At 59.7% G+C, this 19,414-nt stretch carries 19 protein-coding genes; 13 read left to right on the top strand and 6 right to left on the bottom strand.

What is annotated here, in order from left to right; all coding sequences use genetic code 11:
- Nucleotides 1-98 precede the first annotated feature (98 nt).
- Entirely contained in the window at nucleotides 99-1,145 is a 1,047-nt protein-coding gene (locus ACM64M_RS11175; RefSeq protein WP_416228768.1) for a ribonucleotide-diphosphate reductase subunit beta, read from the top strand.
- Between the two features lie 11 nt (nucleotides 1,146-1,156).
- Entirely contained in the window at nucleotides 1,157-2,806 is a 1,650-nt protein-coding gene (locus ACM64M_RS11170; RefSeq protein ID WP_416228767.1) for a P-loop ATPase, Sll1717 family, read from the top strand.
- A 227-nt stretch (nucleotides 2,807-3,033) separates the two neighbouring features.
- On the opposite strand, the gene ACM64M_RS11165 is transcribed toward ACM64M_RS11170, so the two are convergent.
- The gene (locus ACM64M_RS11165; protein ID WP_416228766.1) at nucleotides 3,034-3,732 is read right to left on the bottom strand and encodes a hypothetical protein; all 699 of its coding nucleotides are present in this window, start codon (nucleotides 3,730-3,732) and stop codon (nucleotides 3,034-3,036) included.
- A 259-nt stretch (nucleotides 3,733-3,991) separates the two neighbouring features.
- On the opposite strand from ACM64M_RS11165, the gene ACM64M_RS11160 reads away from it, so the two are divergent.
- Entirely contained in the window at nucleotides 3,992-4,921 is a 930-nt protein-coding gene (locus ACM64M_RS11160; RefSeq protein ID WP_416228765.1) for a sulfotransferase domain-containing protein, read from the top strand.
- Between the two features lie 3 nt (nucleotides 4,922-4,924).
- Here ACM64M_RS11160 and ACM64M_RS11155 read toward each other — a convergent pair whose 3' ends face one another.
- From ACM64M_RS11155 to ACM64M_RS11145, 3 genes are all read right to left on the bottom strand, one after another.
- Nucleotides 4,925-5,278, bottom strand: a complete 354-nt coding sequence (locus ACM64M_RS11155) for a DUF4870 family protein (protein WP_416228764.1) — start codon at nucleotides 5,276-5,278, stop codon at nucleotides 4,925-4,927.
- 82 nt (nucleotides 5,279-5,360) lie between these two features.
- A complete protein-coding gene (locus ACM64M_RS11150) occupies nucleotides 5,361-5,918 on the bottom strand; it encodes a thermonuclease family protein (RefSeq protein ID WP_416228763.1) in 558 nt (185 codons plus the stop codon).
- 126 nt (nucleotides 5,919-6,044) lie between these two features.
- Nucleotides 6,045-6,383 carry a DUF2282 domain-containing protein gene (locus ACM64M_RS11145; RefSeq protein WP_416228762.1) on the bottom strand — a complete coding sequence of 113 codons (339 nt, stop codon included), beginning with the start codon at nucleotides 6,381-6,383 and terminating at the stop codon, nucleotides 6,045-6,047.
- Between the two features lie 246 nt (nucleotides 6,384-6,629).
- Between ACM64M_RS11145 and argB the strand changes: the two genes are divergently transcribed.
- From argB to ACM64M_RS11120, 5 genes are all read left to right on the top strand, one after another.
- A complete protein-coding gene (gene argB / locus ACM64M_RS11140; RefSeq protein ID WP_416228761.1) occupies nucleotides 6,630-7,538 on the top strand; it encodes an acetylglutamate kinase in 909 nt (302 codons plus the stop codon).
- A gap of 121 nt (nucleotides 7,539-7,659) precedes the next feature.
- Nucleotides 7,660-7,956 carry a YggT family protein gene (locus tag ACM64M_RS11135; protein WP_416228760.1) on the top strand — a complete coding sequence of 99 codons (297 nt, stop codon included), beginning with the start codon at nucleotides 7,660-7,662 and terminating at the stop codon, nucleotides 7,954-7,956.
- A complete protein-coding gene (gene folD, locus ACM64M_RS11130) occupies nucleotides 7,953-8,846 on the top strand; it encodes a bifunctional methylenetetrahydrofolate dehydrogenase/methenyltetrahydrofolate cyclohydrolase FolD (protein WP_416228759.1) in 894 nt (297 codons plus the stop codon). The genes ACM64M_RS11135 and folD overlap by 4 nt, the downstream gene beginning before the upstream one ends.
- Nucleotides 8,843-9,604 (top strand): hypothetical protein, encoded by a 762-nt coding sequence (locus ACM64M_RS11125; protein WP_416228758.1) that lies wholly within the window; start codon nucleotides 8,843-8,845, stop codon nucleotides 9,602-9,604. Before folD ends, ACM64M_RS11125 begins: the two co-directional genes overlap by 4 nt.
- 15 nt (nucleotides 9,605-9,619) lie before the next feature.
- Nucleotides 9,620-10,243: a MarC family protein gene (locus tag ACM64M_RS11120; protein WP_416228821.1), complete on the top strand. Its 624-nt coding sequence runs from the start codon at nucleotides 9,620-9,622 to the stop codon at nucleotides 10,241-10,243.
- A gap of 10 nt (nucleotides 10,244-10,253) precedes the next feature.
- On the opposite strand, the gene ACM64M_RS11115 is transcribed toward ACM64M_RS11120, so the two are convergent.
- A complete protein-coding gene (locus ACM64M_RS11115; protein WP_416228757.1) occupies nucleotides 10,254-11,477 on the bottom strand; it encodes a hypothetical protein in 1,224 nt (407 codons plus the stop codon).
- Between the two features lie 282 nt (nucleotides 11,478-11,759).
- On the opposite strand from ACM64M_RS11115, the gene ACM64M_RS11110 reads away from it, so the two are divergent.
- From ACM64M_RS11110 to ACM64M_RS11090, 5 genes are all read left to right on the top strand, one after another.
- Entirely contained in the window at nucleotides 11,760-13,151 is a 1,392-nt protein-coding gene (locus tag ACM64M_RS11110) for an MATE family efflux transporter (protein WP_416228820.1), read from the top strand.
- 119 nt (nucleotides 13,152-13,270) lie between these two features.
- Nucleotides 13,271-13,558 carry a co-chaperone GroES gene (gene groES / locus ACM64M_RS11105; RefSeq protein ID WP_416228756.1) on the top strand — a complete coding sequence of 96 codons (288 nt, stop codon included), beginning with the start codon at nucleotides 13,271-13,273 and terminating at the stop codon, nucleotides 13,556-13,558.
- 54 nt (nucleotides 13,559-13,612) lie between these two features.
- A complete protein-coding gene (groL, locus tag ACM64M_RS11100) occupies nucleotides 13,613-15,265 on the top strand; it encodes a chaperonin GroEL (protein WP_416228755.1) in 1,653 nt (550 codons plus the stop codon).
- Between the two features lie 154 nt (nucleotides 15,266-15,419).
- Nucleotides 15,420-16,268 (top strand): hypothetical protein, encoded by an 849-nt coding sequence (locus tag ACM64M_RS11095; protein ID WP_416228754.1) that lies wholly within the window; start codon nucleotides 15,420-15,422, stop codon nucleotides 16,266-16,268.
- Between the two features lie 159 nt (nucleotides 16,269-16,427).
- Nucleotides 16,428-16,739 carry a hypothetical protein gene (locus ACM64M_RS11090; protein ID WP_416228753.1) on the top strand — a complete coding sequence of 104 codons (312 nt, stop codon included), beginning with the start codon at nucleotides 16,428-16,430 and terminating at the stop codon, nucleotides 16,737-16,739.
- Between the two features lie 246 nt (nucleotides 16,740-16,985).
- On the opposite strand, the gene ACM64M_RS11085 is transcribed toward ACM64M_RS11090, so the two are convergent.
- Nucleotides 16,986-19,331, bottom strand: a complete 2,346-nt coding sequence (locus ACM64M_RS11085; protein ID WP_416228752.1) for a DUF305 domain-containing protein — start codon at nucleotides 19,329-19,331, stop codon at nucleotides 16,986-16,988.
- Nucleotides 19,332-19,414 lie beyond the last annotated feature (83 nt).

Genomic DNA, 19,414 nt, shown 5'->3' with positions numbered 1-19,414 from the left:
TTGCACGGACTATCCCCAGCGAATCATCCCCGCTTGCCTTCGAATTCGTAGTTTGGTTCCCTATATGAGTCGTCAGCCTCCAACCGAAGGATCACAACATGTCGTTGCTCGAAGCCCGCAAGACCTACAAGCCGTTTGAATACCCCTGGGCTTACGACTTCTGGAAACGTCAGCAACAGATCCACTGGATGCCCGAAGAAGTGCCCTTGGGCGAGGACTGCCGCGACTGGGCGCAAAAAATCACCGAGCATGAGCGCAATTTGCTCACCCAGATCTTCCGGTTCTTCACCCAGGCTGATGTCGAGGTGCAGAATTGCTATCACGAACAATACGGCCGGGTGTTCAAGCCGACCGAGATCAAGATGATGCTCGCCGCTTTCTCCAACATGGAGACGGTGCATATCGCGGCCTACAGCCATTTGCTCGACACGATCGGCATGCCCGAAAGCGAATACAGCGCCTTCCTCGAATATGAGGAGATGAAGGACAAACACGATTACATGCAGCAATTCAGCGTCGACAATGACGAGGATATTGCGCGCACTCTGGCGATGTTCGGCGGCTTTACCGAAGGGCTGCAATTGTTCGCCAGCTTTGCAATGCTGATGAATTTCCCGCGCTTCAACAAGATGAAGGGCATGGGCCAGATCGTGTCATGGTCGGTCCGCGATGAAAGCCTGCATTGCGAAGGCATCATCAAGATGTTTCACACCTTTTGCGAGGAGCGTGACTGCCTGACCAAATCGGTCAAGGAAGACATTATCGACATCTGCCAGAAAACCGTGCGGCTGGAGGATAATTTCATCGACCTCGCGTTTGAAATGGGCCCGGTCAACGGCATGACCGCAAAGGAAATCAAGCGCTACATCCGCTATATCGCCGACTGGCGGCTGAAACAGCTCGGCCTGTCGGAGATCTACATGGTCGAAGAACACCCGCTCCCATGGCTAGCCCCGCTGCTGAACGGCGTGGAGCACGCCAACTTCTTCGAACAACGCGCCACCGAATATTCCAAAGGCGCGACCAAAGGTTCGTGGAACGACGTCTGGTCAAGCTTTGACAAAAGGCAGAAGGCCAAGGCGGTCGTTGAGGGAGAAGCGGTCAACGACGGCCCGGACATGTTCGGGGTTGAGGCGGCGGAGTAGGGGTTATCTCCGTGAACATTGTTGTCCCACGATATGCCGATCTTGGCAAGGCATCAGCTGAATTCGATGATGAGTATTTTGAGAATTGCTTTGTTGATACAGGGTTAATTTCAAGATTGTTGTCCGAATCCAGTGCCACATCGATCATTGTTGGGCGCATTGGTAGCGGAAAGTCGGCACTAATCAGGAAAATAAGGGAGCACCAACCAAATGTAATTCAGGTAAATCCTGAGGATTTGTCTTTAGCCTATATGGCTGACTCATGGCTCTTGAATTTTCTTACAGAAAATGAATTTGACCTTGGTCTTTTTTATCAGCAATTATGGCGCCATGTGCTGGTTGTTGAGCTTTTGAAGCATCACGAAGGACTCGATAGCGAATCAAAGTCAAGCCAGTTCTTGTCTAGAATTGTTGGAATGTTTAAGGACAACAGCGGCAAGAAGAAGGCGATGGAGTATTTAAACAGATACGGCGGTACGTTCTGGTCTGATACGGACGAGCGTATCCGTAAGATAACTGACGATTTTGAGCGCCAAGTCGAAGGCGAAAGTGGGGCCAACTTCAAAGGAATTCTTGCGAAATATAAGCGGGGAGAAAAAATAGGTCGCCATGAGACAAAAGAACTTGTTTCTAACGCCCAAAAAATTGTTAGCTCTGTCCAAATGCGTGAACTTGCTCAAATAATCGACATTTTAGATGAAGATATTTTCAACGATAGAATGCAGAAAACTATTTTAGTTATAGATGATCTTGATAAGCAGTGGGCTGATGATCGGATAAGAGTCAAGTTAATTGAGGCTTTGATAAACGTTCTACCGAAATTTCGTAAAATTCGAAATGTGAAAATCATTGTAGCAATGCGCGATGACCTCCTTGATTTAGTATTAAGACAGGCCAACACGCCGGGATTTCAGCGCGATAAATTTGACGATTACCACACCAGAATAAATTGGCGAAAATCAGAATTGCGGGAATTTATTGAAAAAAGAGTCTCTTACCTTTATAAACGCAAATATACGAAAGAGGGGGTTGGCCTAAAAGACCTCTTTTCACAAAATAAGGGCGAAGGTGACTACTTTGACTATATAGTCGATCGCACTATGCTGCGCCCAAGAGACGTTCTGGCGTATTTCAATGTTTTGCTAGATCGATTTGGTGGGAAATCAAATATTTCCTTAAAGGACATCCGCTCCGTTGAGTTAGACTTTTCTAAAAGTCGGCGCGCAGCCTTAGTAGGTGAATGGCGGGAAGCCCTCCCGTACGTCGATGATCTAATAAATTTTCTTGGACATCGAAAGATGTCGGCTGAGTTTCGTGTCGGCGGAGTGGACTCAGATGCAATAGATCAAGTCGTCATGCAGCTCTGCGGAGACTACGATTCGCTTCATTTGCCGTTGATAATCTTCGCAAAATCAGCATTTGAAAGAAACGACGCTGACAGTAGAATGGAACTATTGGTAAGAATTATCGCGGATCTATATCGAATAGGTGTTATAGGCATTCGGACCCAAGAAAATTCATCTTGGCAATTTTCATTCAATTCTGTCCCTTCGGTCTCAGTTGGCGAAATAAGTGAAAACACACGCTGTTTAGTCCACCCGATGCTTTGGCAAACGCTAAAGAGACGTGCAGAGCTAAAAACGCTTTTCGAAGATTACTAGCTCATGGCCCCCCGCCCCGGGCCTGACCCGGGGCCCCGCTTCCTTCTGCGGCGGCGCAAAGAACAGGGGGATCCCGGGTCAAGCCCGGGAAGACGTGGGGGCTAAGCGCCCCCTAACACCACACCTTACGCGGCCCGCCTCAGCGCTCGGCCAGTCCCACATTCACCAGCACCGCGCCTAAGCCCGCGCCGTCACGGGCGACCAGCATCAGGCTGCGGCCATAGCGGTCATTCCCAACCCCAAGCCGCTGGTGGCGCTTCCACCGCTTGCGTTACGTCGAACTCCACACGGAACAGCCGATCCTCGGGCGCGCCGCCGGCTTCGGTGCGTTTCAGCTGGTAGACATAGCGCCCATCCGCAGTGCCCGCCGGATCGACCTCGACGCTCCAGACATTGGTGACCGATACGGCGAGCCCTTCGGCTTCGAACATGGCGATACTTTCTGCATCCACGGGAAAGCTTTGCGCGCGGGCGGTGCCTTCGTCCGCAGTATCGCCGCCATACATGGTCACCGCGTCGCTGGTCCCGTCGGCGTGGCGGTGATCGTGTTTCAGCCGCAGGCCGGTGTCGGTGCGGGTGAAGATCCAGGTGCGCGAGCGGTCCCATTCGCCATCGACCTGAATATGAAAGGGCACCGCAATCTGATCCGCGCTGCAATCGGCGACATGCATCACCATCGGCGCACCGACGAAATCGGCGTCCACGGGATCATCACTGACCAGCCGCCCGGCATAGGCCTTGCCGCAATGCGTTGCGAGCGCAGCGAAGAATGCGTCCTGCGGGGTGGTTTCGGCGGCGACCGCAGCGGGCGTCTCGCCTTCGGCAGCAGGCTGGCTGCATCCGGTGACGAGCGCAGCGGAAAGGGTCAGGGCCAAGCCCGGGGTGAGAGGACGGGCGAGGCGCATCAAGCGGTGGTGGGTTGTCATGGGCGCAAGCTAGCGCGGAAAATCGGGCTTGTCGCTTGCGCAATCGCACGCGCAATTTCCTGCAACGGGGGGCCGCAATATGATCGGCCGGATGACCGCGCGCTGCTCCGCTGCATCTGTGTTGCTTGCTCCAACCGTCGGCGCGCCGTGACCCGATGCGATTGCCACCTCTGGACAGTGCGTCAGCGGCGGGCGCTCACCGCTTGCCAAGCAGCGACAAGGCCCTAGTCTGTCAACGGGTGCAAAGTGGGGGGAACGAATGGCAAGCAATGCAGGCTCGGATGCGGGTGCCTATACGGGCGGGCGGGCGCGCAGCATGGAGCAATACGGCGCGATGATGGGCCAGGCGATGGGTGGCGAGCGGCCCAACCACCGCCCTTACGAACCGCAACCGGGGGATGTGTTCATCACCTGCTGGGCCAAAAGCGGCACGACCTTGATGCAGCAGATGTTCCACCAATTGCGCACCGGCGCGGATGGCGGCGACATGGACTTTGACGACATCAGCCGGATGACCCCGTGGGACGACACCGCCTACATGCTCGATTTCGACATGACCGCTGCACAGGTGGCAGCCCCGCGCGGTTTCAAATCGCACCGCGAATATGAGCGCTTGCCTGCGGGCATGCGCTATGTCGTCACCCTGCGCGATCCCAAGGAGACCTATGTCTCGTTCTACCGCTTCCTCACCGGCTGGCACTTTGAAGACGGCGCGGTGCCGATGGAGGATTTCATGCCAATGTGGCTGAGCGGCGGGCCGGGGGGCTGCGACTATGCGACGCATCTGCTGAGCTGGTATGCGCGGCGCGGCGCGGCTGACAGTTTGGTGATGACCTATAAATGGGCGGTAAAGCACCGCGCCGAAGCGATCCGGCGGCTGGCGGCGCTGTGCGAGATTGCGCTGACCCCAGAGATCGAGGCATTGGTGCTGGAGCGGACCACGCGCGAGTTCATGAGCGCGCATGAGCACCGCTTTGACGATGCGATGGTGTGCCGGGTGCTGGAGGAACGTTGCGGCGTGGCCGCCGCGAGCGATTCGACCAAGGTGCAAAAGACCGGCAGTTCTGCGAGCGCGCTGCCGCAGACCATCGCCGATCAGATTGACGCCTATTGGGCAGAGCGGATTGCGCCGGTCACCGGCCACGCCAACTTCGCCGCGCTGGCGGCAGAAGTCGACGCATCGGTGTAGCGGTTAGAACAGCAAGGTCTTGGGATCGGGCATCGGCTCCTGCTTCTGCGCCTTGATCAGGCTCATGACGCTGCGCACGCCGACCCAAATCATGATCAGCGGGAACAGCAGCAGACCGATAAGGACCACCGACAGGACGCCAGCGATGAGCGACGCGACAAATCCGATCCAGAATGTGCGGATGAGATAGCTGAAATGCGACGCCGCCCAATTCGCCTGATTGTCGCCCTGCCAGACATGCGCCAGAACAATGCCGACCAGCCCGGAAATCCCGGTCACAAAGCTGCCCAGATAGAGCAATGAAATGATGGTTGGCTGATTGAAGTCGAAACCATTGTTGGTTGCTGGTTCGTTCATGGCTGATCCCCTTGTTGCCTGACGATATGTGCAGTCTAGAGATCGCTGAAACAGGGGCAAGGGCTAAGTCGGAATTTGCCGATCAATCGCACCAATCCGGCGCAGCGGCGCCCCAGCCGTTTTCGGCGGCGAGCCCGCTCTGGATCATCGTTTCCGAAAGGTATTCGCGCGAACCATCCCGGGCGGTACGCCATGCCTCGCGCAGTTCGCGGCCATATTGGTCGCGCGGGGGTTCATCAGCCCCGCTCCATTCGAACGACCCCTGCGCGAGCCATTGCTGGAGCCGAACGCGCGCAGCCTCAGCAAGCTGACGCTCGGCCTCGCATACGCCGTCCCTTTCAGGCGCGTCAAAGCCGGTGAAGCGGACCCGCCGCCGCTCGCTGCCAAAACCTATCATCAGCGTGTCTCCATCGACCACGCAGCCCGCCGCGCGGCCCGATCCCGCGCCGCACAGGGGGAAGCTCCGGGTTTCGCGGACCCAGCCTTGCTCTGCCTGGATGGGTCTGAAACCAAACCACCAGACTGCCATCACGATCAGCAGCAGCGTGGGGACCCGCCACAAGAGCCACCAATCGGACAATCGGCGGCGCGGTTTGGCGGCGGAGCGTTTGAAACGGGGAGGAGAGCGGCGGCGAAACATCGGCGGCGAACGTAGCAGTCCGGTCGCGCCTGCTCCACCTGTGAGCGATGCAAAAAGCCGCCCGGATCAAATCCGGGCGGCCCATGTGCGGATTGTGCCGCGCGATGCCGCGCGGCTTACAAATAATCAGGCTTCGATGGGCTCAAGCGAGCCGGTGCCGCTTGGCGTTTCGGTGTCCACGCAGGTGCCCGCATCGACATATTTCCAGGCGTTGCCCTGATAATCGACAACACTGGTGCCGGCGCAGCTGGTGCCCGGACCGGCGGCGCAATCGTTCTGACCAGCGAGCGAGATGCCGTAGCATTTCTCTTTCGCAGCTGCATCGTCAGCGGCGGCGACCATTTCCGCGCCCTCTGCGCCGGCTTCTGCGGCTTCGGTGGGGGCGTCAGCGCCGCCCGAACATGCAGCGGCAAGGCCAGCGGCGGCGGCAAGAGCGATAGAGCCTTTCAGGCGAGTGGTGTTCATGATGTTTCCTCCGTCAAAATAACCGATCAGCGCATGCCCTTTGCACCGTCATCGACCAGTTCGCAAAGAAACAGCATTTGGTTACCTTGCCAAGTCCAAATTTCAGCAATGGGTCACAAACACTGCGCCGACGCTGTAGCCAATCCTTTCCTATGGCGAGCGAAGCGGCTAAGCGGCGCGTTTAATCCAAGCGGCGCAGCGAAAGGCGATGGCGCAATGCCAGATAATGCGATGCCAGATAATGCGATGACAAATAAGACTGCGGCACCCCGGCAGACGCTCGACTTGACGAAAGCCGAAGTGCTGATCGAGGCGCTACCCTACTTCCAACGTTACGCCGGGCGCACTTTTGTGGTGAAATATGGCGGCCATGCGATGGGCAACAAACAGGCCGCGCGCGATTTTGCCGAGGATATCGTGCTGCTCAAGGCGGTCGGGATCAATCCGGTCGTGGTGCATGGCGGGGGGCCGCAAATTGGCGAGATGCTGGCGCGGCTGGGGGTGGAAAGCACCTTTGTCGACGGGCTGCGCGTCACTGATGAGGCGACCGCCAAGATCGCCGAAATGGTGTTGTCGGGTGCCATCAACAAGGAACTGGTCGGCTGGTTGGCCAGTGCCGGGGGCAAGGCGATCGGCGTGTCGGGCAAGGATGGCGGGTTGGTCATCGCGCGCAAAGTGACCCGCACCACGCGCGATCCCGAAAGCCTGATCGAAAGCGTGGTCGATCTGGGCTTTGTCGGGGAGCCTGCGCATGTCGACACCAGCGTTATCGACACTGCGGTTGCCGCCGGGATGATCCCGGTGATCGCGCCGATCGCGCCGGGAGAGGACGGCGAGACTTACAATATCAATGCCGATACGATGGCGGGCGCAATTGCCGCGGCGTTGGGCGCGGCGCGGTTGTTCCTGTTGACCGATGTGGCAGGCGTGCTGGATGCTGACGGAGAATTGCTGACCGATCTGAAGCCCGTCGACATCGCCCGCCTGCGCGAGGCCGGCGTGATTAAAGGCGGGATGGTGCCCAAGTTGGAAACCTGCGTCTCGGCAGTCGAATCGGGCTGCGAGGCGGCGGTGGTGCTCGACGGGCGGGTGCCGCATGCGATGCTGCTCGAATTTTTCACCGCGCGCGGTGCGGGAACGCTGGTGAGCGCATGATCGCGCGCCTATCTGGAACCGAACACTGGAAATAGGCGTATTAGTCAGATAATACGCCGTTCAAGGGACAAACCAAGCGCGCTGGAATATCCCGCGCCGAACAAGGGTACCGAACAAACTCATGCAAGGACTATTCGTACTTTACGAGATCATCGAACTGCTGGTGCAGGTTTTCGTGATGCTCATCATCGTCCAATTTGTGATCGGGCTGTTGTTCGCCTTCAACGTCATCAGCCCGTCCAACGAATTTCTGCGGCAGATTTACGAATCGATCAATCGCCTGCTTGAACCGGTGCTGCGGCCCATCAGGAACGTGATGCCGCAGACGGGCGCGCTTGATCTGTCGCCGCTGGTGGTGATCGTAGTGGCGCAGATCGTGCTCATTGTTCTGCGCGGCGTCATCAGCAGCGTCGCATGACCGCCGCGCTGATCGACGGCAAGGCCTTTGCCGCGCGCCTGCGCGAACGGGTGGGCGAACGAGCATTGGAATTTGCCGCCGCCGCCGGGCGCAAGCCGGGGCTGGCCGTGGTGCTGGTGGGCGATGATCCGGCGAGCCAGGTCTATGTCGGGTCCAAGGGCAAGGCGACCCTCGCCGCCCACATGAACAGCTATGAACACCGCCTGCCCGATGATGCCAGCGCGGAGCAACTGCTGGCACTGGTCGATCAGCTCAACCGCAACGATGCGGTCGACGGTATTCTGGTGCAATTGCCGCTGCCCGCTCACCTTGACGAACACAGCATCATCGCCGCGATCAGCCCGGACAAGGATGTCGACGGCTTTCACGTCATCAACGCCGGGCGGCTTTCGGTGGGACAATCGGGTTTCGTGCCCTGCACTCCGCTGGGCTGTATGATGCTGCTCACCGACCGGCTGGGCGATTTGTCGGGGCTTGATGCGGTGGTGATCGGGCGGTCGAACATCGTCGGCAAGCCGATGGCGCAATTGCTGCTCGACGCCAACGCTACCGTCACCATCGCGCACAGCCGCACCAAAGACCTCGCCAGCGTCGTTAAGCGTGCGGACATCGTGGTTGCCGCAGTCGGCAGGCCTGAGATGATCCGCAAGGACTGGTTGAAGGAGGGCGCCACTGTGATTGATGTCGGCATCAACCGCCTCGCCCCGGAGGCGGGCAGCGAAAAGGGCAGGCTCGTTGGCGATGTTGCCTTTGACGAGGCGAGCGAGGTCGCGGGCGCGATCACTCCGGTGCCCGGCGGGGTCGGCCCGATGACGATTGCGGTGCTGCTGCGCAACACTCTGGTCGCGGCGTTCCGCAACGCGGGCCTTGCCGTGCCGGAGGGATTGTGAGCAAAGCGCGGACCGTTCTTGCTAGTCTGGCACTGGCTGTCACGCTATCGGCCTGCGCCGGTCAGGGTCAGCGCGGGCCATCGACACAGCTTATCAACCGCGTGCTCGCCTCTGCGCCGGGTGCCGCGCAGCCCAGCACCATCGTCGCCATCGAAGTGGCCTATGCCCGCGACGCAAAAGAACGCGGCCTGCCCGCCGCCAGCGCCGACACCGCCGCGCCGGGAGCATTGGTGCATGGCCGCAGCGGCGCGGCTCTGTTCGATCCCTCCGCGCGCACCGCGCCGATTGCCGCCACCTGGAATCCGCGAGCAATTGTGATGAGCTGCGACGGCGAGCTGGCGCTCAGCATGGGGCGGTTTGCCGATCAGGACGGACAGGTCGGCAATTACGTCACAACCTGGGCGCGGCAAGGCAATGGCGGCTACAAATGGACCTATCACGCCGCCGGTCTGGACAATCCGCAGCCGATTCGCGTCGAGCAACAGGGGCAGGACGGCAATATTGTTGTGACTGCGATCGATTCGATCGAAGGGCTGGTTGCCACCTGCCCGCGCGGCGATGAAACCGTGCCGCCGCCGCCCGCCATCGGCATCGGAGATGACGGCGCATCCGCCGCGCAGCTATCGCGCGACGGGACCATGCGTTGGCAGTGGCAGCACCGCCCCGACGGCACGCGGACCATCAGCGCCGATTACTTTTACGAAGGTGCGTGGGTAAACGGTATCGAAGAAAGTCTTGCATCCCCGCCCGAAGGGTGATGAGGGGCGGCGATGCTGCCCGAACTCTTCATTTCAGCCTTTATCACCCTGTTCGTGGTGATTGATCCGCCCGGCTGCGCGCCCATCTATGCGGGTCTGACCAAGGATGCGAGCCCGGCTCAGGCGCGGAACATGGCGCTGCGCGCAACCGCGATTGCGGCGGTCATCCTGCTGATCTTTGCGTTCTTTGGCGAAAAGCTGCTCGGCGCGCTGCATATTCAGCTCGACAGTTTCCGCATTGCCGGAGGCTTTATGCTGTTCTGGATCGCGTTCGAGATGGTGTTTGAAAAACGCACCCAGCGCCGCACCGAACGCGCCGACAAGATCAATGCCGATCCCGAGGTTGAGGATGTCTCGGTCTTCCCAATGGCGATGCCGATGCTCGCCGGGCCGGGTGCGATTGCCGCGATCATGCTGTTGATGAACGAGGCGGATACGGCGGCGCAGGCTGCCGAAGTGTTCGCTGCGCTGGGCGCGGTGCTGATCATCACCGCCGCTGCGTTGGTGGCCGCCGGGCCGCTGATCCGGCTGCTCGGTGACAAGGTGGAGGCGGTCATCACCCGCCTGCTGGGCGTGCTGCTGGCCGCGCTGGCGACGCAATATGTGATCGACGGCCTCAGAGGCAGCTTCGGATTCTAGCGACCAGAACTCAGCGCGGGATCTGGTCGATCAGGGTGCGGTCCGAACCCATCGTCGGCGCTCCGATCTGTTCGACCTGCACCTTTCCGGCCTGCGGAGCGTCGTCATAATCAATCCCCAGCGCAACCTCGTCATAGACGGGATCATAGCTGATCGGGATGCCCGCCGCCTGAAGCTGAGCCAGGGTGATATAGGAACCGAGACCGCCTGCCGAGGCAAGCCGATCCAGCTCTGATGCGCTAAACCGTTCTTGCAACAGATCGACCAGCGATCCGAGCCGAACGGCGATCGTCCCGTCAAGCTGCCGGAAATCGACGCGGCCAGCCAGCACGCCGTTTACGCGGGCATCAAGGTGGGTTTTCGCGTTCAGCACCGCCTGCGCTTCGCTGCTGGCGCTGACGGATGCGCGGCGCGCCGACGTTGGCACGGCAATCGCCGCGCGTTCACTCTCGGGCGCTGGCACGGGTGAGGGGCGAGGTGATCTCGCGGGTTCATTCGCGCGCTGCTGCTGACGAATGGGCGCGGTCGGGACCGGCACCAGCACCAGCGGGATCGCACCGCGCAGATCGCCCGATACATCCAGCGTTCCGGCAAAGGCGGCCGCCACCGATTCATTGGCTGCGATCAGACTGCGCAGCGATGATGAGCCGGCTTCAAGCGCAGGCCGCGCCCGCTGCACGCGCACCTCCGCCGATGCTGCCCGCGCACGGGACTGAGCCGGTCCAGGGACTCGCGCAATCCCGCTGAGGCTGGTGATTTGCTGAATATCGACCTGCCGCGCCCGCAGCGCGGGCGTGAAGGCCTGAATTGCCGCCGCGGGTTGTTCGGGCAGTCCGCGAGAGATAGTAAAGGCGGGCGGCGTTGGCATTGCTACACCGGCAAAGGCGAGGTCAAAGCGTTCCGATCCGGTTTCGAGGAAACCGAGCGGTGCGGTGCGCTCCATCCCAGCAAAACGGGTCCGGCTGCCATATGTCAGCGAGCTTGGCGCGATCTGTTCTGCGGCCATGGTCGACACATAGACCGGGCCAGTTGGCTTTGCCGCCGGGCTCCAGATGCTTTGCTGAAGGATTGGGGCCGGTTCGCGCACATCAATGCGCAAATAGGGCGAATCCATCGCTCCGGCGGAAAGATCGGGGATCGTTACCGCGAACACCAATGCCGCCGCTCCGGCAAGCACGCGCGCCCTGTTTGCTCTGCTTGCACGGGCAGAGGCTGAGAGGAGTGTCGAGGCCAATGCCGCCTGCTCGGCAACCGGCAGTGGTCCCGGCAACAGCCGCAAGGCGCGGAGCGAATCCGTTTCAGCGGCCCTGTCTGATGAACTGTGTTCCGGACGCAATTGCACCGAATCCCCCCGTATTTACCCTTAAGGGAGTTTATGCAGGTTTTAACCCTCTGCATAAAGCAGATTCTCCCTTTTGCTCCGCCCTTGCCAAGAAACCGCTTTCCTTGAATCGCGCGCTTCCCTATCCGGTCCGGCTCGCCAGTTCAGGTTTCGGCGTGCGAGCGGAAACTTATGATGCGCGATACAATACCTCTTCAAACGCCCAGTTGGGGGCAGGAACTGCGCGCCACGGCGCTGCTCGCTGCGCCATTGGCGGCGGCCAATTTGCTGCAGATGTTGACCTATGCGGTGGACGTCATTTTTATTGCCCGGCTGGGTGATGAGCCGCTGGCCGCATCGGCGCTGGCGGTGGCGCTGTTCGGACTGGTGCTGTGGGCGATGACGGCGCTGACCGGCGCGGTCGCTCCGTTGATCGCCGAAGCCATCGGATCGCGTTCGCCTTCGTTTCGCCCGGTCCGGCGCGCAACGCGCATGGCATTGTGGCTGGCGGTGATCACCGGGGTGATCGGGATGGGGCTGTGCCTGCTGCTCGAACCGATCATGCGCGCCACAGGTCAGCAGCCCGCGATCATCGCGCTGGCGAGCGAATACAATCTGGTCATCATCTATTCGCTGATCCCGATGTTGCTGGCGGGTGTGCTGCGCAATTATGTCTCGGCCTTGGGCCGCCCGCTTTTCGCCACGGCGATCACCGGCCTCGGCATCTTTGTGAATGCCGGGGCAAATTACGCCTTTATCTTTGGCAATTTCGGCGCCCCCGAGCTTGGGCTGAGCGGCGCGGCGGTGGCAACGATTATCACCGGCTTTTTCACCGTGGCGGTCTATGTCGCGGTGATCCTCGCCGACCCGGCGCTGGCGCGTTACCGGATATTCTACCGATTCTGGCGGCCCGATTGGCAGCGGTTCTGGCTGATCATCCGCATCGGCACCCCGATAGCGCTGACTGTCACGGCGGAGGCCGGAATCTTTGGCGCGGCGGCGTTCCTGATGGGGCGGTTTGGCGCGGCCGAGCTTGCCGGTCACACTGTCGCGCTGCAACTGGCCGCGCTCGCGTTTCAGGTGCCGTTCGGGGTCGGGCAAGCGGTGACGATCCGGGTGGGGTATTTCTACGGCGCGCGCGATCCGGTCGGCATAAAGCGCGCCGGTTGGGTCGCGCTGGCGATTGGCACCGGCTTCATGGCACTCACCGCCAGCACCATGGTGCTCGCGCCCTATGCGCTGCTGTCGATCTATGTCGATCCTTATGCGGCAAAGAACGCCGCGCTGGTGGGGTTTGCGCTGCAATATCTCGTGCTGGCAGCCGCATTCCAACTGGTTGACGGGGTTCAGGCGGTTGCGGCGGGCGCCCTGCGCGGGCTTCAGGATACGCGGGTGCCGATGTGGATCGCGATTTTCAGCTATTGGGTACCAGGCTTTGGCCTCGCCATCGGACTAGGCTTTTTCACCCCCTTGCAAGGCACCGGGGTCTGGATCGGACTGGCAGCGGGCCTCGCTTTTGCCGCACTGCTGCTGACCTGGCGGTGGATGCTGCGCGAGAAATTGCGGCTGGTCCGGCGTTCGGTCTGACGAAAAAATTTCATTCCGCTTGGTTGAAACACGCCCGGCAAGCCCCAAATGCGCTATGCTGGCACTCTCGGAGGGAGAGTGCCAATTCACATCTCAACCCATTTGAAAGGTCATCACCTATGGCATTTCGTCCGCTGCACGACCGCGTTGTGGTCCGCCGCATCGAAGCCGACCAGAAAACCGCTGGCGGCATCATCATCCCCGACTCTGCACAGGAAAAGCCCAGCGAAGGCGAAGTCGTCGCGATTGGCGACGGCGCCCGTGACGACGATGGCGACCGCATCCCGATGGATGTGAAAGCCGGCGACCGGGTCCTGTTCGGCAAATGGTCGGGCACCGAAGTCAAGATCGACGGCGAAGACCTGCTGATCATGAAGGAAAGCGACATCATGGGGATCATTGGCTGAGCCGATTGAACCACACGCTTTTTTCAACACTCAATTTTTCCAGGAGAAACACCAATGGCTGCCAAGGACGTAAAGTTCGGCCGTGAAGCCCGCGAAGGCATTCTTCGCGGCGTCGATATCCTCGCCAATGCTGTCAAAGTGACACTCGGCCCGAAAGGCCGCAATGTTGTGATCGACAAAAGCTTTGGCGCACCCCGCATCACCAAGGACGGCGTCACCGTCGCCAAGGAAATCGAGCTTAAGGACAAGTTCGAAAACATGGGCGCGCAAATGCTCAAGGAAGTGGCGTCCAAGACCAACGACATCGCTGGGGACGGAACCACCACCGCCACCGTTCTGGGTCAGGCAATCGTGCGCGAAGGCATGAAGTCGGTCGCAGCGGGCATGAACCCGATGGATTTGAAGCGCGGGATCGATCTGGCCGTGACCAAGGTCGTCGCAGACCTCGTTGCCCGTTCGAAAGAAGTCGCCGGTTCGGCTGAAGTCGCACAGGTCGGCGTCATCTCTGCCAATGGCGACAAGGAAGTCGGCGAGAAAATCGCCGAAGCCATGGAAAAGGTCGGCAAGGAAGGCGTCATCACCGTCGAGGAAGCCAAAGGCCTCGAATTTGAACTCGATGTCGTCGAAGGCATGCAGTTCGACCGTGGTTACCTGTCGCCCTATTTCATCACCAACCCGGACAAGATGACGGTCGAACTCGAAAATCCGTATATCCTGATCCATGAAAAGAAGCTGTCGAACCTGCAAGCCATGCTGCCGGTGCTCGAAGCGGCTGTTCAGAGCGGGCGTCCGCTGCTGATCATCGCCGAAGACATCGAAGGCGAAGCGCTGGCGACCCTGGTGGTCAACAAGCTGCGCGGCGGCCTGAAAGTGGCTGCGGTCAAGGCCCCGGGCTTCGGCGACCGCCGCAAGGCCATGCTGCAGGACATCGCGATCCTCACCAAGGGTGAAATGGTCAGCGAAGATCTGGGCATCAAGCTTGAAAACGTCACGCTCGGCATGCTCGGCGAAGCCAAGCGCGTCACCATCGACAAGGACAACACCACCATCGTCGATGGCGCTGGCTCGGCCGATGAAATCAAGGCCCGCGTCGGCGAGATCAAGGCTCAGATGGAAGCCACCACCAGCGATTACGACCGTGAAAAGCTGCAGGAACGTTTGGCCAAGTTGGCTGGCGGGGTTGCGGTGATCAAGGTCGGCGGCGCTTCCGAAGTCGAAGTGAAGGAACGCAAGGACCGCGTCGATGACGCTCTCCACGCAACCCGCGCTGCGGTTGAAGAAGGCATCGTCCCCGGCGGCGGCACCGCGCTGCTTTACGCCTCGAAGGTTCTCGAAGGGGTGAAGGGCGAAAACGACGACCAGACCCGCGGGATCGACATCGTGCGCCGGGCAATCCTCGCACCGATCCGTCAGATCGCCGAAAACGCTGGCCATGATGGCGCGGTGGTTTCGGGCAATCTGCTGCGTGAAGGCGATGAAACGCAGGGCTTCAACGCGGCCACCGACACCTATGAAAACCTCGTGGCTGCCGGTGTGATCGACCCGACCAAGGTCGTGCGCACCGCGCTGCAGGATGCTGCATCGGTCGCCGGCCTGCTGATCACCACCGAAGCCGCCATCACCGACGCGCCCGAAGACAAGGCCGCTGGCGGCGGCATGCCCGATATGAGCGGCATGGGCGGAATGGGCGGAATGGGCGGCTTCTAAGCCGGCTCGCTACCCAACCAACGTCAACAGAAAGACCCCGGTGGACATTCGTCCGCCGGGGTTTTTCGTTGCCGTTATTATACGGGGCATACCAAAACTTCACGGGAGGTGTTAGATTCTTCTAACACCTAATCGGATTGTGAGCCTTTGGGATATGTTCAATTCCGCCGAATTACACAAGTTGCTTGACGGCCATTCTCTTTTGGCATCGTTCTCGCAGACAGCGCACCACAACCGACTGTGGGGCTTTATAAATTTCAAAAACCCTGAAAATCTAGATGGTGCTTTAGACAGGCTAAGGGCGTATGCAAATCAATTGGACGCGTTCGGACTTGATGTGGCTGCGCGGCATTCTCGGCGCGTAGTAGACCTTCTTTCTGGGGCCAAGTCAGACCCGACATACGGAGGCGTTTCTGTATCCGGCGAAGAGTTTAATGACCTCAAGAGGTCATTCGATTATTTGCACAACGGGAGCTTGGCGTTTGAAGCCGAGAGCAAAAAATTCCTCGTTTTGCGGACGGAGCAAACGAAGTATCTTGCAGATGACTTTTCGCTTTTTGGAAAGGCGGTCGAAAATGCATTCCCAAGCGTAACTTCTGAAGCAACGGAGGCTGCCAAGTGTTTCGGATTTTCGCGATGGACCGCTAGCGCGTTCCACGCCATCCGCTGCCTTGAGGTAGGCATTCGCGCTGTTTCCCGCTGCCTTGGCATTCCTGACCCGATCAAGGGGCCTGACCGAAACTGGAGTGCCATGCAGAGAAAGGTGAAGGAAGCGTTGGATACAAGATGGCCAACTGCGGCGGATAAGGTTGCGGATGATTATAAATTCTTTGACCGCTTGTATGGAGCTCTTGCAGCGTTCCAGAATCCCTACCGAAACGAAACCATGCACCTAGAGTCGTCGTATGACGAAGCACAGGCTGCCCACATCATCGCAATGGTGAAGGGTTTCCTAAGTCAGGTTGCAACTCGTTGTGACGAGGACGGAAAACCTACGGCTTAGACGATGCGGACGCCACTAACTTATCAAAAGCGTGTTCAGAGTAATGACCATCCAATCGTGCTGGGCTTCGCCATCTCAAGTCACACTCCCACAGGCGCTGGACGAAATTGACGTCCTTATTCCATTTTTAAGGGGCACCTCGGTGCCGAGCATCCAAATATGTTCGCAGCCCTGCGCCTTCGCAGCGAGGTCCTACTAGCGCTGGGACGCATCGATGATGCCGAAAGAGAAATACTTGGCACGATCTCCCAGCAGTCCCGAGTCTTAAATCCCGATCATCCTCAAACGCAGGTCAGCGAATTGGTCTGGCTCGAAATTCTCGCCGCCAAAGGGGAGCGTGATACCGCGCTGGCTGAAATTGGCAGGGTCCATGATGCCTTGCTGGCCGCAACCGGACCCGGTCACATCCGGGTCAAGCAAGCGGCCAGGCTGCGCGACAGGCTTCTGGGATCACCGCCCGCTGATGAGTGATCGCGTCAACGGGTCTCGCGGCGCTTTCCTACAGCGGCAGTTTCGTGCGATTGCCGCAATGCTCTTTGAAATCGTCTGAATGTGCAGTGAGGCAAACGGGTTTTTGTTGGAAAAGTGTCAACCGCGCTTTTGGCATGGTTTTGTATAAAAACAGGTGTTTAGGGCAGCAACCCTGCTTGACACTATGGCCAATGTGTCAAGCAGGATCATTGGGTTTCGCGCGGGCAGCAGGTGCGTAAAGCTGCGTCACCCGCCCTTGCGGCTGGCCTCTGCGGCCTCGATCACGTCCGCATCCCACGTCACCTGGGTCTGGGTCTGTGGGTTGAAACGGGTGTCGGCATAGCTGGCCGCCTCTGCCGCCGCGATTTCGGCTGCGGTCAGAAACTCGCTCGGCTGGAGCGCGAACACGTCGATACCGCGCGTGATCTCGGTCCCATAAATCCGGCCCTTGTACCAATAAGACGACCAGAAACCGCCGACGACCATCTGTTCGTCGTCAATCGGGCCGCGGTCAAAAAAAGCGATTTCTCGCGGGTTGGCGCTGTCGGTGAAATCCATCAGGCTGATCCCGCCCTGATACCAGCTTTGCACGAAAATATCGCGCCCCGGCACCGGCACGATAGAGCCGTTATGCGCCACGCAATTTTCCCATTCGCTCTGCGGTCCGGGCATCTTGTAATGGCTGCGGAATTCGAGCTTGCCATCGACGATGTCATAGATCGCATTGGCCCCCCAGGTCATCGGGTCCGAAGCCTTGCAACGCGGGCGTCCGCCGCCGCCCCATTCGTCGGTAAAGATCACCTTGGTGCCATCATTGTTGAACGTGGCCGAATGCCAATAGGCAAAGCCCTTGTCGAACACCGCATCAAGCCGCACCGGGTTCATCGGGTCGGAAATGTCCATCAGGATGCCATTGCCCGAACACGCCCCCGCCGCGAGACCAAGCGCGGGGAACACGGTGATGTCATGGCATTGATCGGTGCGTGCGGTGCTCTGAGTGCCGTCGCCGCTGTCGCCGCCCTGCCACAGGCCGGCGATCTCTCCGGTTTCAGGATCGGCAAAGACGCGCGGGCTGCTGATAATCCGAGAGCGTGAAGGGTCCGCCAGCGGAATTTCGATCACGTCGATGCTGAACAGCGCGGTGCGCGAATCCGAAGGGTTATCAATGCAGCGCGCCAGCTCTTCGCGTTTGCGGATGCGCGAGGTTCCCGAATTGTAGACGATGATCCGCTCGTCATCGGCGCTGACGATGGAATGGGTGTGGCTGCCCCGGCAGGTCTGCACCTGCCCGACCTGCCGCACGGCGGTGAGGTCGGAAATGTCGAAAATGCGCAGACCCCGGAAACGTTCTTCGCTGACCTCGCCTTCGACCCCTTGCAAGCCGCAATCGACCCGCCCGCGGGTCTGTTCGACACTCATGACAAGGATGTCGCCGACGACCGAAACATCGCCTTGCCCGCCCGGACAGACGACCGAACTGAGCAGCGTCGGCGCGCCATCGTCGCCAAGGCGGTAGATGTTGAAACCGTGGTAATTGCCCGCGACCATGATGTCACCGAAGAACGCCATATCGGTGTTGGCAAAATCGAGCAGCGGGGAACGCTCGGCAAATTGGGTGAGGCTTTCCTCTTCGCCGCGCTCTTCGGTTTCTGCAGCTCCTTCTGCTTCATCAGCGCTTGCGTCTGCGGCGGCGACTTCGGTCACTACCTCGCCCTGTCCCTCGCCATCTTCCTCTACCGCTTCGTCTTCGCTCGGGGGAACGGGGGGCCGCAGATCGGCAGGGTTGTCAGGATCGAAAAAGCCCGCAGGCTTTGCAAGGAAAGCAACGTGGCGCAGGTGCATGATGGCCTCACCCGCATCGTCAAAACCGGGGGTAAGATTGGCGCGAGGATCGACCGACAGGCTCGCCAACACGCCGTCCATCCGATCTATCTCGGTGGATTGGTCGTTGTCGATATCGCCAACAAAGCGGAACAGCACCGGGTCCGCCGCGCTGCCGGGTTGATCCAGCAAGTCCTCGGTCATGTCGAGCGCGCCTTCGTGATGCGCGATCATCAGCGTCAGGAACAAACGGTCAAATTCGGTGCCTTCGGCTGCGGCCAATGCTGCCATTTGCTCAGGACTGGCCATCCCCGCCATTTGCGAATGATCGACAACTGCGGCATGTCCAGCGTGGCCCGAATGTCCGGCCATGGAGGCCATTGCAGTGCTCTCGCCCCGTGCAGCGAGCCATTCGTTCATGAATTCGATTTCATCGGCCTGGCTGGATTTGATCCGACCAGCGATGGCCACGATGTCTTCGTTATTGGTGCGAGCCTCCACCAAAACGGCCATGTCGACCGCCTGTTGATGATGCACGATCATCGCTTGCATGAAACGCACATCGGCTGCGGTGTGGCTGGCCTTGGCCAGATTGGTTGCTTCGTCCGCGCTCAGCATCCGACTGGCCTGCCCCGGCGCTCCTGGTTGCACGATCGGCGCGGAAGGAGCGGTTTGAGCAAAGGCAATGCCAGAACTGCACAGCAGCATCGCGGTAAAGAGCGCGCGCGATTGGACCGCGGCGCTGCGCGAGCCGGTTTGCAAAATTGTCATAAACGTCCCTGTTCCAAATATCTTGCGGTCATGTCTGACGAACTGCCGATTGCAGTCAAGGCCGCAGCTTGTGCAAAATGCGG

Origin of the sequence: Qipengyuania sp. ASV99 (assembly GCF_047872805.1) — a bacterium.
GTDB lineage: Bacteria > Pseudomonadota > Alphaproteobacteria > Sphingomonadales > Sphingomonadaceae > Erythrobacter.
The sequence above is the reverse complement of the archived record's forward strand: the minus strand, read 5'-3'. Positions and strand labels throughout refer to the sequence as shown.